The organism is Pseudoflavonifractor sp. MSJ-37 (assembly GCF_018917965.1).
Taxonomy (GTDB): Bacteria; Bacillota; Clostridia; order Oscillospirales; family Oscillospiraceae; genus Pseudoflavonifractor_A.
Genome location: NZ_JAHLPP010000001.1, coordinates 829,503 through 843,857, shown reverse-complemented (window position 1 = coordinate 843,857; position 14,355 = coordinate 829,503). Strand labels below are relative to the sequence as shown.

Below are 14,355 nucleotides of genomic sequence, written 5' to 3'. Positions count from 1 at the left end.
GTCTAAACTATTTTCTTACGATGTCTTTCTCCGGCTTCCACATCATCCTCTCCATTCCAGCCATGTTTCGGCCATCCTCTCCGTTTTCTACTTGTGAGACTATACAAAATTCGACCACTGCACTTGAAAAAAGCCCCTGGACTGGATATAGTATATCCATCTTTTCGGATGGGCGAGGTGAAGGGGATGGCTCGTAAGTCGATGTGGGAGATCTTCTGCGTCAGGAGTCTGTCCCGGTCCTTCCGCCCGTTTCAGGCCGGGATGTGAGAACAGGGTGTCCGTTCGTCGGATGCCCTGATTTATTTTTTGCTTCCCTGACTTTTTGTTTGGTACACCCTGACAGAGGAGGTCGTTTCGATGAAAAAAGTCGCGATCATCATGGGCTCTGACAGCGATTGGCCGGTGGTCAAGGCCGCCTGCGCCCAGCTCAAGGAGTTCGATATCCCCTATGAGGCCCATATCCTCAGTGCCCACCGCACCCCCGCTCAGGCGGCCGAGTTTGCCCGGGACGCCCGCAGGAATGGCTTTGGCGTGCTGATCTGTGCAGCCGGAATGGCGGCGCATCTGGCCGGTGCCTTCGCCGGGAATTCCACCCTGCCCGTGATCGGCATTCCCATGAAGGGCGGCGCTATGGACGGTCTGGACGCGCTCCTGGCCACGGTGCAGATGCCCAGCGGGATCCCGGTAGCCACGGTGGCCCTCAATGGGGCCAAGAACGCCGCGGTCCTGGCGGCCCAGATCCTGGCCGTGTCGGATGATGCTCTCGCCGCCAAGCTGGATGCGGCCCGGACCAAGATGGCCGCACAGATCGTCGAGAAAGAGTCGAAACTCCAGGTAGAACTGGCCGCTCTGTGATCTTCCCGGATCCGGATCGGTCGGGCAAGCCGCTGATAGATGAACGATATCGATACATCCATATCTGAATAGTTGAAAGGGAGTATTTACGATGGAAAAGCGTGAGCAGATCTACGAAGGCAAGGCTAAGAAGGTCTTTGCGACTGACGACCCCGAACTGGTCATCGTTTCTTATAAGGATGACGCCACCGCGTTCAACGGCCTGAAAAAGGGCACCATCGCCGGCAAGGGCGCGATTAACAACCGTATGACCAACAACCTCATGCGCCGCCTGGAGGAGAAGGGCGTGCCCACCCACTATGTGGAGGAGCTCAGCGACCGCGAGACCGTGGTGAAGAAGGTCACCATCGTTCCTCTGGAGGTCATCATCCGCAACATCTCCGCCGGCTCCTTCGCCAAGCGCTATGGCGTGGAAGAGGGCATCGTGTTCGATGAGCCCACCATCGAGTTCTCCTATAAGAACGATGACCTGGGCGACCCCCTGCTGAACACCTACCACGCTCTGGCCCTGAAGCTGGCCACCAAAGATGAGATCGAGCTCATCAAGAAGTATGCCTTCATGGTCAATGACCTGCTGAAGGGCTTCATGAAGGAGATCGGCATCGACCTGGTGGACTTCAAGCTGGAGTTCGGCAAGACCTCTGACGGCAAGATCGTCCTGGCGGATGAGATCTCCCCCGATACCTGCCGCCTGTGGGATGAGAAGACCCACGAGAAGCTGGACAAGGACCGTTTCCGCCGCGATTTGGGCGGAGCCGAGGAGGCCTATGAGGAAGTCATGCGTCGTCTGATGGGCGACAAGTAATACGCCTCTCCCTCTCACCTTTACACGCGAACGGCGGACCGGGACCCATGCCGGTCCGCCGTCATATCATGATCGGAGGAAAGACGACTTTGGGTGGTTTCTTTGGTGCGGTCTCCCGGCGGGACTGCGTGCTCGACATCTTTTTTGGCGTGGACTATCACTCTCACCTAGGCACCAGCCGGGGCGGCATGGTCATCTACGACCGGGAGAAGGGCTTCCAGCGCCAGATCCATAATATCAAGAACACTCCCTTCCGGACCAAGTTCGAGGGAGATCTGGCCGACTTTTCCGGACACAGCGGTATCGGGTGCATCAGCGATACGGACCCTCAGCCCCTGCTGGTCCGTTCCCATCTGGGCCTGTTCGCCATCACGACAGTCGGCATCATCAACAACGCGGAAGAACTGGTCAAGCAGTACTTCGATGCCGGTGTCGGCACCCAGTTCATGGCTATGAGCTCCGGCAAGGTCAATTCTACGGAACTCATCGCCGCTCTCATCAACCAGAAGGAAGATCTGGTGGACGGTATCCGCCATGCACAGGAGGTGGTGGACGGCTCCGCCACGATCCTGATCCTCACCGCTGATGGCGAGATCATCGCTGCCCGGGACCGGATGGGACGCCTTCCCGTCCTGATCGGCAAAGACGAGGACGGCTGTTGTGTCTCCTTCGAGTCCTTCGCCTACCACAAGCTGGGCTATCAGAATCACTACGAGCTGGGGCCCAAGGAGATCGTCCGGGTGACCACCGACGGCGTGGAACAGCTCTCCCCTCCGGGGAACGAGATGAAGATCTGTGCCTTCCTTTGGACCTATTACGGCTATCCCAACTCCAACTACGAAGGCGTCAATGTGGAGGTCATGCGCTACCGCAACGGCGAGATCATGGCTGAAGCCGACAAGGATAAGGGCATCGCGCAGGATGTGGATTATGTGGCCGGCGTTCCCGACTCCGGTCTCCCTCACGCGATCGGCTACGCCAATCAGAGCGGCAAGCCATTCGCTCGTCCCTTCGTCAAATACACCCCCACCTGGCCCCGTTCCTTCATGCCCGACAATCAGAAGGTCCGCAATCAGGTGGCCAAGATGAAGCAGATCCCCGTCCCTGAGCTGATCCAGGGCAAGAAGCTGCTCATGATCGACGACTCCATCGTCCGCGGTACGCAGATGCGTGAGACTGTGGATTTCCTCTACGAGTCCGGTGCCAAGGAGGTCCATATCCGTTCCGCCTGCCCGCCCATCATGTATGGCTGCAAATATCTGAACTTCTCCTCCAGCAAGTCCGAGATGGAGCTCATTACCCGCCGTACCATCCAGGAGCTGGAGGGCGACGAAGGTCAGGAGCATCTGGATGAGTATGCCGATCCTTCCACTAAGCGCGGCAAGTGTATGCTGGATGAGATCTGTAGGAAGCTCCACTTCACCACTCTGGGCTATCAGTCTCTGGAGGGTCTGATGAAGGCCATCGGTCTGGAGCCCTGCAAGGTCTGTACTTACTGCTGGACCGGGCGGGAATGAGCCGAGGGCTCCCCTGTCCGATGCCATCCATTCCACAGGAGGTCTCTATATGAAAAACTCTCATTCCGATTCTTATGCCGCCGCTGGTGTCGATGTGACCGCCGGCTACGAGGCGGTCAAGCGGATCAAGCCCATGGTGGAATCCACCTACATCCCCGGTGTCATGGGCACGCTGGGCGGCTTTGGTGGTATGTTCGCTCCCGATATGGCCGGCATGAAAAAGCCTGTCCTGGTCTCCGGCACCGACGGTGTGGGGACCAAGCTCAAGCTGGCGTTCCTGATGGACAAGCATGACACGGTCGGCATCGACTGTGTGGCCATGTGTGTCAATGATATCGTCTGCGGCGGTGCCTCCCCCCTCTTTTTCCTAGACTATATCGCCTGCGGTAAAAATGACCCCGCCCGCATCGCCGACATCGTGTCCGGCATCACAGAGGGATGCCGACAGGCCGGCTGCGCCCTCGTGGGCGGCGAGACCGCTGAGATGCCCGGCTTCTATCCCGTAGACGAGTATGATCTGGCCGGCTTCTCTGTCGGTATGGTGGACGAGGAGAAGATCATCGACGGCGATCGTCTCTCCGAGGGCGATGTGCTGATCGGTCTGCCCTCCACCGGCGTCCACTCTAACGGCTTCTCTCTGGTCCGAAAGGTATTCGACGTGGAGCATATCGACCTGAAGGCTCCTATGACTGAACTGGGCGGCAAGAGCTTGGGTGAGACCCTGCTGGCCCCCACTAAGATCTATGTGAAAGCCATCCAGGCGGTCCTCAAGGCTGGCGTGGATATCCGCGCCGTGAGCCACATCACCGGTGGCGGCTTCTATGAGAACGTTCCCCGCATGATGACCGAGGGTCTGACTGCACATATCGATTTGAGCACCTTCCCCCGTCTGCCCATCTTCGACCTAATCCAGAAGGCTGGCGAGATACCCGAGCGGGATATGTACAACACCTTCAATATGGGCCTAGGCATGATCTTCGCTGTCCCGTCCGGGGAGGCTCAGAAGGCTGTGGACGCGCTCAAGGCCGCCGGTGAGACCGCCTATGTGGTGGGCTCCGTGGTCAAGGGAGACGTCGGCGTCGAGCTGGCATGACTTGGGAGGACACTATGGGCAAAAAGCGTATCGCGGTACTGGTCTCCGGCGGCGGGACCAATCTCCAAGCGCTGATCGACGCTCAGCGCCGCGGCGAGATCGTAGGCGGTGAGATCGTTGCTGTGATCTCCTCCGCCACTGGAGCTTACGCCCTGGAGCGGGCCGCTAAGGTCGGCATCCCCGGCTATGTGATGTCCCGGAAAGACTTTCCCTCCGCTCAGGCCATGACAGAGGCTCTGGTGCAGAAGCTCCAATCCCTGTCTATCGATTTGGTGGTCCTGGCCGGATTCCTGCATATCCTGACCGGCGAGATCGTAGAGGCCTTCCCCAACGCGATCCTCAATGTCCATCCGGCGCTCATCCCCTCCTTCTGTGGGAAGGGCGCTTACGGGCTCCATGTCCATGAGAAGGCGCTGGCCTATGGCGTGAAGGTCACCGGAGCCACCGTCCATTTCGTGAACGAAGAGGCAGACGGCGGCCCCATCATCCTCCAGAAGGCGGTAGAGATCCAGGAGGGCGATACTCCGGAAGTCCTCCAGCGCCGGGTCATGGAGGAGGCCGAGTGGAAGCTCCTCCCCCAAGCGGTCTCGCTCTTCTGCCAGGACCGGCTCTCTGTCGAGGGGCGGCAGGTACGGATCCTCCCCTGATCCTAGGCGGGGTCCGCTCATAGATGTTCCGGTGCGTCTTGACAAAGCTGTCCCGGATATGATATGCTGACAGAGCTGTATAACTGACGGAACGTGGAACGACCACATGGAGTACAGTCTTTGGAATGCCGACCGTCTGGGCGCACCTGTGTTTGGTGCGCCCATTTTCTTTTTCTCGTTTTGGAACGAATATTTCGACAGGAGGAGATCACCTATGAACAAGCTCGACCTCTATGAACTGCTCCGCAGCCACTCTTATCCCGGCCGTGGCATCCTGCTGGGCCGGTCTGCCGATGACAAGAAGGCGGTCATCGCCTACTTCATCATGGGCCGCAGTGAAAACAGCCGCAACCGTGTCTTCGAGGAGACCGAAGACGGCATCCGTACCAAAGCCTACGATGAGAGCAAGATGACCGATCCTTCCCTCATCATCTACCACCCGGTGCGCACCATGCCCAACGGTATGGTGATCGTCACCAACGGCGACCAGACCGACACCATCCGGGACGACCTGTTGGAGGGCCACTGCTACCGCCACGCTCTGAATACCCGGACCTTCGAGCCGGACGGACCCAACTACACGCCTCGGATCTCCGGTGTACTCAAGCCCGACTACTCCTATGATCTCTCCATCCTGAAGAGCATGGACGGTGACCCCTCCTGTTGCTGCCGGTACTTCTATGAGTATGACGCTCCTGCCGCTGGTGTGGGCCACTTTATCCACACCTATCAGGAGGACAAGGACCCGCTGCCCTCCTTCGAGGGCGAGCCCCGCCGGGTGGCGGTGGAAGCCCCTGACGCCAAGACTCTGGCAGATGGTCTGTGGTCCAGCCTGAACGAGGCCAACAAGGTCTCTCTCTTCGTCCGTTATATCGATCTGGCCACCGGCGCGGCCGATACCGTGATCATCAACAAGCATCAGTAAGATCGGAGGTCCAAAACACCATGAACCAATTGGAACTGAAATACGGCTGCAACCCCAACCAGAAGCCGGCCCGAATCTTCATGGAGGAGGGCGAACTCCCCCTGAAGGTCCTCAACGGCCGGCCCGGCTACATCAACTTCATGGACGCCCTCAACTCTTGGCAGTTGGTCAAGGCTCTGAAAAAGGCCACTGGTCTGCCTGCCGCTGCCTCCTTCAAACATGTCTCCCCTGCTGGTGCGGCGCTGGGCCTTCCCTTGACAGATGTGGAACGCCACATCTATTTTGCGCCGGAGGGCTCTCTCTCTCCGCTGGCCTGTGCCTACATCCGTGCCCGCGGCGCGGACCGGCTGTGTTCCTTCGGTGACTGGGCGGCCTTGTCTGACGTATGCGACGCGGACACCGCCCGCTTCCTGAGCTGCGAGGTCTCCGACGGCGTCATTGCCCCCGGCTATACGGATGAGGCGCTGGATATCCTCAAGGCCAAGCGCAAGGGCGGCTACAATGTGGTGGAGATCGATCCAAACTATGTCCCCGCTCCTGTGGAACGCCGGAATATTTTCGGCATCACTTTCGAGCAGGGCTATAATGCCCTGTCGATCGACGAAAGCCTTCTGGGGAACGTCGTCACCGCAAATAAGGACCTGCCTCAGCAGGCGAAACACGATATGCTCCTGGCTCTCATCACCCTCAAGTACACCCAGTCCAACTCTGTGTGTTATGTGAAAAACGGCATGACCATCGGTGTAGGTGCCGGACAGCAGAGCCGCATCCACTGCACCCGCTTGGCCGGAAACAAGGCGGACATCTGGTGGCTCCGTCAGCATCCAAAGGTCCTGGCACTCCAGTTCGTGGACGGCATCCGCCGTCCCGACCGGGACAACGCCATCGACCTCTATATCTCTGATGAACACGAGGATGTATTGGCTGATGGCGTCTGGCAGAACATCTTCCGAGAAAAGCCTGAAGTCCTCACGTCCGAGGAGAAAAAAGAGTGGGTGGCGCACCTCTCTGATGTGACGGTCGGCTCTGACGCCTTCTTCCCCTTCGGTGACAATGTGGAGCGGGCTCATAGATCCGGTGTCCGCTATATCGTCCAGCCCGGCGGTTCCATCCGGGACGACCAGGTCATCGCTACGGCTGACAAGCACGGCATGGTCATGGCCTTCACTGGGATCCGCCTCTTCCACCATTGAGTACTGGGGAGCCAGCGCAGACCCATACCGGCGGCCTGACTGGGACACAGCTCAAATATCTGGCGGCATTCTTCATGGTCATCGACCATATCGGGATGCTCTTCCATCCCATGGCCTCTTTTCTCCCGCCAGAAGATCTGCGATATGATCTGTTTCGCTATCTGGGTCGACTGGCGTTCCCTATCTTTGCCTTTTTCGTGGCAGAGGGCTGTCGAAAGACCCGGTGCTGGTCCTCTTATGTGAAACGCCTGTTCTTCTTCACTCTGTTGACCCAGATCCCGCTCTATATCGTCATGCCTCGGGATGGCTTCAGCATCATGACCACCTTTTTTCTGGCGGTACTGGCCATCGGATGCATCCGTATCCTACGGGCCAAAGGGCATCCAGCCGCCGCATTCCTGGCTGGAGCAGCCTGTATCATCCTGGCTCAGCTCCTGCATGGAGATTACGGCTGGGTGGGCGCTTTGACCGTGGTATCCCTCTATCTCTGCGGAGAGGATCGGTCCCGACAGTTCCGGGTCTTGGCCGCTTGTCTTTGCTTGTACTATCTGGGCGGCGTCATCTGGGACTGGTGGCTCTCTTCGGCGCTGGAGCTTTTGGCCGTCGGCAGCTTTGGGGCTATTTGGTCCACACTCAACGGCAGGATGTCCTCTTTCTGCTCCTTTGCCCTGCCCCATGCCATGCTGATGGCGATCTGCTCCTGTGCCGCTCTGATCCCGTTGTCCCGGTATGATGGGCGGCGCGGGAACGGGAGCCGCTGGTTCTTTTATTGGTTCTATCCGCTCCATCTGTTGTTCCTGTATGGGGCGAGTCTTCTGCTCGCCCGATCCTGATCTTGAATGGGAGGTCTTTTTCCATGCATATTCTAGTCGTAGGCGGCGGTGGCCGTGAACACGCCATCGTCTGGGCCCTCTCCAAGAGCCCAAAGGTCGATCGGATCTCCTGCGCCCCCGGCAATGCCGGGATCGCCGCGCTGGCGGACTGTGTTCCCGTGAAGGCTACGGACGTGACCGGTATGGTAGCTTGGGCCAAAGCCAACACCGTGGACTTCGTCATGGTCGCACCGGACGACCCCCTTGCCATGGGTATGGTAGACGCTCTGGAGGCAGAGGGTATCCCCGCCTTCGGCCCTAAAGCCAGCGCCGCCGTCATCGAAGCCAGCAAGGCATTCTCCAAGGACCTGATGGCTAAATACCATATCCCCACCGCCCAATACCGTACCTTTACGGATATGGATGTCGCTCTGGCCTATGTGGAGGAACAGGGCGCTCCCATCGTGGTCAAGGCCGACGGCCTTGCTCTGGGCAAGGGCGTCATCGTAGCTCAGACCGTAGAGGAAGCGAAAGAGGCCGTCCGTTCCATGATGGCCGATAAAAAGTTCGGCGAGGCAGGCGCAAAGGTAGTCATCGAGGAGTGCATGACTGGCCCTGAGGTCACGGTGCTGGCGTTCTGTGATGGCAAACACCTGGTCCCGATGCCCTCTTCTCAGGACCATAAACGGGCTTATGACGGGAACAAGGGGCCCAATACCGGCGGCATGGGCTCCATCGCCCCTGTTCCCTGCTATACCCCCGATGTCGCCAAGGTATGTATGGAGACGATCTTCCAGCCCACTGTGGACGCCATGGCCGCAGAAGGCTGTCCCTTCCAAGGCGTGCTCTATTTTGGCCTCATGCTCACGCCTCAGGGGCCGAAGGTCGTAGAGTATAACTCCCGCTTCGGCGATCCAGAGTGCCAGTCGGTCCTCTCTCTGCTGGATACAGACCTGATGGATATCCTCCAAGCCTGCCATGATGGTACCCTGGACCAGTTGGACATCCGTTGGAAGTCCGGCGCCGCCTGCTGTCTTGTCTTGGCCTCCGGCGGCTATCCCGGCTCCTATCAGAAGGGCCGCCCCATCACCGGTCTGGAGGAGGCTGGAAAGACCGCTGTGGTCTTCCATGCCGGGACCGCCAAGAACGAGGATGGTACCATCGTCACCAGCGGCGGCCGTGTCCTGGGCGTCACCGCCGTAGGCGATGATTTGGAACGCGCGATCCAGGCGGCTTATGCCGCCGCCGGGCACATCCAGTTCCAGGATATGCAGTTCCGTACCGATATCGGCCACGCTTTTTGACTCCAGACGAAGAGCCTGATATACAAATAGAAATGGAGGAGAGACATCCGATGCCTCTCCTCCATTTTTCTCTATCGCAGTTTCTTCTCCGTCAGTCCTCCACCGCATAGGCGGCGCGGCCGATCTGGAAGAGGTTCCCCCCAGTACTGTCGATGGCCACGGTCAGCGGAAGGTCCTTGATGGTCATCCGCTTGACCGACTCGCAGCCAAGATCGTCGAAGGCGATGACCTCCACCTGCTCGATACACCGGGCGATGAGCGCACCCGCACCGCCCACAGCGGCGAAGTAGCAGGCCCCGTTCCGCACGATCGCGTCGATGACCTTCTGATCCCGTTCTCCCTTGCCGATCATGGCGGCAAGGCCCATATCCAGGAGTCGCGGTGCAAACGCATCCATCCGGCTGGCGGTCGTTGGACCGCAGGCTCCCACTGCCATCCCCTGTTGGCCGGGTGTAGGGCCGGCATAGTAGATGACTGCGTCCTTCAGAGGGAGCGGAAGCTCCTTCCCCTGATCCAGCAGTTCAAAAAAACGCTTGTGGGCCGCATCCCGGGCCGTATAGATTGTCCCGCTCAAGATCACGCGGTCCCCCGCCTTCAGCTCCGGGATATGGGCCCGGAGGTCATCCGTATGCAGATGATGCTCCATCGAACTCAGTCCTCCTTCAACGGAAGCGGCTCTGGCATCTTGGGCCCAAGCGCCTCTTCATAGGTCTCCAGCAGGGTCTTGAGCTCGTTGTCATGGTCTTTGAACTCAGAAGTCAGTCCCTCCATGCTCTTGCGGACCCGCTCCAGCTCTCCGGAGGTGTGGGCGATCGTCGCTTCGATGTCAGACCGCATCCGGTCATATCCGGCCTGGACCCGATAGACCCATTGCTCCAGCTCTTCCTTGGCCTTGCCCACCTGGACCATGGCCTCCGCCTCGATGCTCTGCGCCCGGCAGTGGGCATCCAGCTCGATGCCGGCCGTGCGGTCTTTGATGGACTCATAGGCCCGGGCGGACTGCTCTGCTTTGGAAAGTTGTTCCTTGAGCGCATCCAACTGTTCCTCCAGAGCGGTGCGTTCCCGAGTCTGGGCCGCCAGCTCCGCCTGGACCTTTTCCAGCTCTGCTCCCCGCTCCGCCAACTCACCGGTCAACTGCTGGACCTGACCGGACAGCTCTACCAGACGGCTCTCCGCACTTCCGGAGCGTTCCCGGAGCTGATCCCGCTCTTCTTCCACAGCGGCAGACTCTTTCTGGAGCTGTGCCACCTTGGCCTCATGTTCCTTATTGGCTTTTTCGATATAATCCAGTACGTCCTGCTTGACGAAACCGCCCAGCGCGGCGGTCCGGAACTGAATGTCCCCTGTCTCCATCTGCGTACACGCTCCTTCTCTCCCAGGCCCTGTTCACTCGGACAAGGGGATATTTCGTTTGATCCTGTCCATTTTAACACAACTATCACCGCAATACAATCCTGGAAAGTACTTCAGATGACGGTCCATGCTTGATCCGCTTTACATTTCACGCGATATATGCTACAATAGGTCTGTCGAATTTGATTTTCAATATCACATCAAGGGATGGTTCATATGAGTTTTATGATCGTTGTCGATAGCTGCTGCGACCTTCCGGCGGCACTGGCCCACAGCCCCTATTTCTGCAAGGTGCCTCTCACGATCCAAGTTGGGGAACAGGTGTTCACAGACAACGCCTCCTTCGACCAATCGAAGCTCCTCTGGGCCATGAAGCAAGACCCGGAGGCACCTAAGACCTCCTGTCCCTCTCCTGCCGCCTACCTGGAGGCCTTCAACTGCGGCGCGGATGACATCTATGTGGTCACTCTGTCTGCGCTTCTGTCCGGTTCCCACAATAGCGCCGCACAGGCTCGGCTCATGTATCTGGAGGAGCATCCCAAGGCCAATGTCCATATCTTCAACTCCTGCTCCGCCTCTTCCGGTGAGGTGTTGGCCGCCATGAAGATCATGGAGTTGGCCCGGTCCGGGCTGGATTTCCACACGGTCGTCCAGCAGACCTCCGCCTATATCGGACAGATGGACACAATGTTCGTCCTGGAGACGCTGGACAACCTGAGGAAGAACGGCCGCCTCACCCGGCTCCAGAGCATCGTCACCGGGACCCTGCGGATCAAGCTCCTGATGGGCTCTACTCCGGAGGGCGAGATCTGCAAGCGCGGTCAGGCCCTCTCTATGAAGCAGGCACTGACCAAGATGGCAGAGGTCATGGCCAAGGCCGATCGGCAGGAGGAACGTACTCTGTGCATCACCCACTGCAACTGTCTGGAGCGTGCCTTCATGTTGAAGGAAATGGCCCTCAAGAACTGCCGTTTCAAAGATATCCTGCTCACGGAGACCGGCGGCATCTCCACCGTATACGCCAATGACGGCGGCATCATCGCGGCCTATTGATCCATCGTTCCAGATCGCTCCAGGATGCCGGTATCTGCATGAGGCAGATACCGGCGTTTTTTGTTCTTTACGCGTTGAATCCATCCTGCTATACTGGCGGAGACGATGAGAGAGGAGCGATATCATGTCTGCCAGCCGCCTGTTTGGAATCTTCTACTATCTTCTCAGCCACCGCCGGACTTCCGCGCCGGAGCTGGCGGCACGCTTCGAGGTCTCTGTCCGTACCATCTACCGGGACATCGACGCGCTCTCCGCCATGGGCCTCCCGGTCTACGGCGTTCAAGGGAAGAATGGCGGGATATTCCTGCTCCAGCGGGGCCTTCTGGAGCGCTCCGCCTTCACATCTGCGGAACAGACCCAGCTCCTCACAGCCCTTCAAAGTCTGCCGGAGGACGTACGGGCTGAGGCCTCCGGGACGCTGGACAAGCTGTCGGGGCTCTTTCAGAAAGAAGCTCCGGACTGGCTCCAGGTGGATCTGTCCCACTGGGGCAGCGACACGGCAGACCGGGACAAGTTCCAGTGGATCCGGACCGCCATCCTGGAACGGCGTTCTCTCTCCTTCCAGTACGTGAGTGCCCACGGTGAACGTACTCAGCGGGAAGTCCTCCCGGCCCGGCTGGTCTTCAAAGATCAGGCCTGGTACCTCCAAGGCTGGTGCCTGATCAGGGAGGACTATCGGACGTTCAAGGTCAGCCGTATCCTCGGCTTGTCTGTACTGGATGCGGTATTCGACCGAGTCCTGGCCCCTCCGCCGATCGACGGTCCCGGACCAAGTGCTTCTCCGCCTCGCCCGGTGCTCCTTCGGATTACCGCGGACATGGCCTACCGGGTCTACGACGAGTTCGCCCCATCCGATATCTCCATCGATCCAGACGGGAGCTTCCTGGCAGAGATCCGTTTCCCAGAGGACCGATGGCTCTATGGCTACCTGCTCTCCTTCGGTCCATCGGTCGAGGTCCTGTCTCCGCCGGAGGTCCGGCAGAAGGTATGCGCCATGGCTCTGGACATTGCGAGAAAGGCGGCAAGACCTGACGGTCCTTGTCAGGGATACTGTGATAAGATAGCCTCATCCAGACTAGAGGAGGCATCTTCCTGATGTATGAGAAAAACGTATTTTGCCAGTCCTGCGCCATGCCGATCGGCGCTCCGTCCCTCCATGGGACGGAGGCTGATGGCACGCTAAGCCCCCATTACTGCAAATACTGTTATCAGAACGGTACGTTCACCGGTGATATGACCATGGAGCAGATGATCGACTTCTGTGTACCGATCATGGTCCAGGCACACCCGGAGATGTCGGCGGACCAGGCCCGGAGCCGGATGGCTCAAACTTTCCCCAAACTTCTTCGATGGCAGAACGAAGGACGGTGACACTTTTCTGGGCACACATTTCATCGACTTGAGTCCGGAGAACATCTCCGACGAGCACCTGTGCTGTATCATTCGCCGCAGAACGTCCCATCCCGGTATCGAGGCGAAACGCCGCTGGCTTGCGGACCGGCTGGCCGAGGGGCACGTCTTCCGCAAGCTGGACGACCCTTCTGCCACCGTGTTCATCGAATACGCCCCGCTGGAGACCGCATGGGTCCCGATCGAGGGCGATGGCTGGTCCTATCTCTATTGTCTATGGGTCTTGAGTCCACACCGCGGGAAAGGCTATGGGCGGGCTCTGATGGAGTCCTGTCTGGCAGATGTCAAGGCGCAGGGCCGATCCGGAGTCTGTATGCTGGGGGCCAAGCGCCAGAAGGCATGGCTCTCCGACCAGTCCTTCGCAAAAAAATTTGGCTTCCAGTGTGTGGACACCTCTGTGGGCGGCTATGAACTCCTGGCGCTCTCTTTCGATGGGAGCGTTCCACAGTTCTGTCCGAATGCCAAGCGTGGGACCATCGACCAGCAGGAACTGACGATCTATCATGATGCCCAGTGTCCCTTCATCGTCCCGGCTCTGGAAAAGATCCGCGCCTATTGCAAGGAAGTCTGTGTTCCGTTCACCATCGTTCCGGTGGAGCGTCTGGAGCAGGCCAAGTCCCTCCCCTGTCCCTTCAACAACTGGGCTGTATTTTATCAGGGGGACTTCCAAACCGTGGACCTGCTGGATGTGACTCATGTGAAGAAGCTCCTGACCCGATGTCCGCCAGCGTCTCGTACTTGACAGTTTACCAACCGCAGGACTACCATAGGGTCACAATGTCAGGACATGGAGGTCAGCCCTATGGAGCTTCAGGAATGTATCAAGACACGGCGCAGCATCCGCAAATTCACCGATGAGCCCATCCCCCGCACGCTGTTGGAACAGGCAGTCGCGCTGGCGGCCTGGGCTCCCTCCTGGAAGAATACTCAGATCAGCCGCTATATCGCCATCGAGGACCCTGAGATGCGCAAGACCATCTGTGAGACCTATGCCTCGTTCAATGCCCGCATCATCGGCGGCTGTAAGACGCTCATCGCCCAGACTTTCGTAAAGGGCCGTTCCGGCTTCGAGCGGGATAGTTCCTTCTCCACCGACCGGGATGCGGGCTGGCAGTATTATGACTGCGGGATCGCCGCTCAGACCTTCTGCCTGGCCGCTCATGACTTGGGGCTCGGCACCGTCATCATGGGCATCTTCGATCGGAAGGGGCTGGAGTCCTATCTCCAGATTCCTGAGGATCAGGAGCTGATGGCCCTCATTGCAGTGGGCTATCCCGCTGAGGAGCCCACCGGTCCCAAACGTAAGGATGTGGAAACGCTCCTCACCTACCGCTGATATCTCTCGGTCATCTCCATATGAACGAACAGACTGCCTCCCACGATAGATG

16 protein-coding genes and 1 riboswitch are annotated in these 14,355 nt (G+C 58.9%); of the genes, 14 read left to right on the top strand and 2 right to left on the bottom strand.

Translation table 11 applies throughout. The features are described 5' to 3' along the window. The first annotated feature begins 357 nt into the window (after positions 1-357). From purE to purD, 9 genes are all read left to right on the top strand, one after another. Positions 358-855, top strand: a complete 498-nt coding sequence (gene purE / locus KQI12_RS03920) for a 5-(carboxyamino)imidazole ribonucleotide mutase (RefSeq protein ID WP_216570742.1) — start codon at positions 358-360, stop codon at positions 853-855. Between the two features lie 91 nt (positions 856-946). Next, positions 947-1,660, top strand: coding sequence for a phosphoribosylaminoimidazolesuccinocarboxamide synthase (purC, locus tag KQI12_RS03915; RefSeq protein ID WP_216570741.1), 714 nt, complete (start codon positions 947-949; stop codon positions 1,658-1,660). Positions 1,661-1,749: 89 nt separating this feature from the next. Next, positions 1,750-3,177: an amidophosphoribosyltransferase gene (locus KQI12_RS03910; protein ID WP_216571445.1), complete on the top strand. Its 1,428-nt coding sequence runs from the start codon at positions 1,750-1,752 to the stop codon at positions 3,175-3,177. A 49-nt stretch (positions 3,178-3,226) separates the two neighbouring features. After that, positions 3,227-4,270 (top strand): phosphoribosylformylglycinamidine cyclo-ligase, encoded by a 1,044-nt coding sequence (purM, locus tag KQI12_RS03905; protein ID WP_216570740.1) that lies wholly within the window; start codon positions 3,227-3,229, stop codon positions 4,268-4,270. A gap of 14 nt (positions 4,271-4,284) precedes the next feature. Beyond that, on the top strand, positions 4,285-4,917 hold the full coding sequence (purN, locus tag KQI12_RS03900) for a phosphoribosylglycinamide formyltransferase (RefSeq protein ID WP_216570739.1): 633 nt from the start codon (positions 4,285-4,287) through the stop codon (positions 4,915-4,917). A gap of 69 nt (positions 4,918-4,986) precedes the next feature. Then, a riboswitch (ZMP/ZTP riboswitch) is annotated at positions 4,987-5,066 on the top strand. 65 nt (positions 5,067-5,131) lie between these two features. After that, on the top strand, positions 5,132-5,842 hold the full coding sequence (locus tag KQI12_RS03895) for an IMP cyclohydrolase (protein WP_216570737.1): 711 nt from the start codon (positions 5,132-5,134) through the stop codon (positions 5,840-5,842). Continuing rightward, positions 5,740-7,035: a phosphoribosylaminoimidazolecarboxamide formyltransferase gene (locus tag KQI12_RS03890; protein ID WP_371817945.1), complete on the top strand. Its 1,296-nt coding sequence runs from the start codon at positions 5,740-5,742 to the stop codon at positions 7,033-7,035. The genes KQI12_RS03895 and KQI12_RS03890 overlap by 103 nt, the downstream gene beginning before the upstream one ends. Next, on the top strand, positions 7,032-7,868 hold the full coding sequence (locus tag KQI12_RS03885) for a TraX family protein (protein ID WP_216570733.1): 837 nt from the start codon (positions 7,032-7,034) through the stop codon (positions 7,866-7,868). The genes KQI12_RS03890 and KQI12_RS03885 overlap by 4 nt, the downstream gene beginning before the upstream one ends. 23 nt (positions 7,869-7,891) lie before the next feature. Further along, positions 7,892-9,151 (top strand): phosphoribosylamine--glycine ligase, encoded by a 1,260-nt coding sequence (gene purD, locus KQI12_RS03880; protein WP_216570731.1) that lies wholly within the window; start codon positions 7,892-7,894, stop codon positions 9,149-9,151. Positions 9,152-9,242: 91 nt separating this feature from the next. Here the strand turns inward: purD and KQI12_RS03875 are convergent, their stop codons facing one another. After that, the gene (locus KQI12_RS03875; protein ID WP_216570728.1) at positions 9,243-9,797 is read right to left on the bottom strand and encodes a Fe-S-containing hydro-lyase; all 555 of its coding nucleotides are present in this window, start codon (positions 9,795-9,797) and stop codon (positions 9,243-9,245) included. Positions 9,798-9,802: 5 nt separating this feature from the next. Next, positions 9,803-10,504 carry a hypothetical protein gene (locus KQI12_RS03870; protein ID WP_216570726.1) on the bottom strand — a complete coding sequence of 234 codons (702 nt, stop codon included), beginning with the start codon at positions 10,502-10,504 and terminating at the stop codon, positions 9,803-9,805. Positions 10,505-10,729: 225 nt separating this feature from the next. Here KQI12_RS03870 and KQI12_RS03865 point away from each other — a divergent pair, with 225 nt between their 5' ends. From KQI12_RS03865 to KQI12_RS03850, 5 genes are all read left to right on the top strand, one after another. Further along, complete coding sequence (locus KQI12_RS03865; protein ID WP_253290792.1) at positions 10,730-11,557, top strand: DegV family protein; 828 nt, start codon at positions 10,730-10,732, stop codon at positions 11,555-11,557. Positions 11,558-11,681: 124 nt separating this feature from the next. Continuing rightward, complete coding sequence (locus KQI12_RS03860; protein ID WP_253290791.1) at positions 11,682-12,653, top strand: YafY family protein; 972 nt, start codon at positions 11,682-11,684, stop codon at positions 12,651-12,653. Further along, positions 12,653-12,928, top strand: a complete 276-nt coding sequence (locus KQI12_RS12430; RefSeq protein ID WP_253290790.1) for a zinc ribbon domain-containing protein — start codon at positions 12,653-12,655, stop codon at positions 12,926-12,928. The genes KQI12_RS03860 and KQI12_RS12430 overlap by 1 nt, the downstream gene beginning before the upstream one ends. Positions 12,929-12,935: 7 nt before the next feature. After that, positions 12,936-13,709: a GNAT family N-acetyltransferase gene (locus KQI12_RS03855; RefSeq protein WP_216571442.1), complete on the top strand. Its 774-nt coding sequence runs from the start codon at positions 12,936-12,938 to the stop codon at positions 13,707-13,709. A 60-nt stretch (positions 13,710-13,769) separates the two neighbouring features. Continuing rightward, a complete protein-coding gene (locus KQI12_RS03850) occupies positions 13,770-14,303 on the top strand; it encodes a nitroreductase family protein (RefSeq protein WP_216570722.1) in 534 nt (177 codons plus the stop codon). The last annotated feature ends 52 nt before the right edge of the window (positions 14,304-14,355 follow it).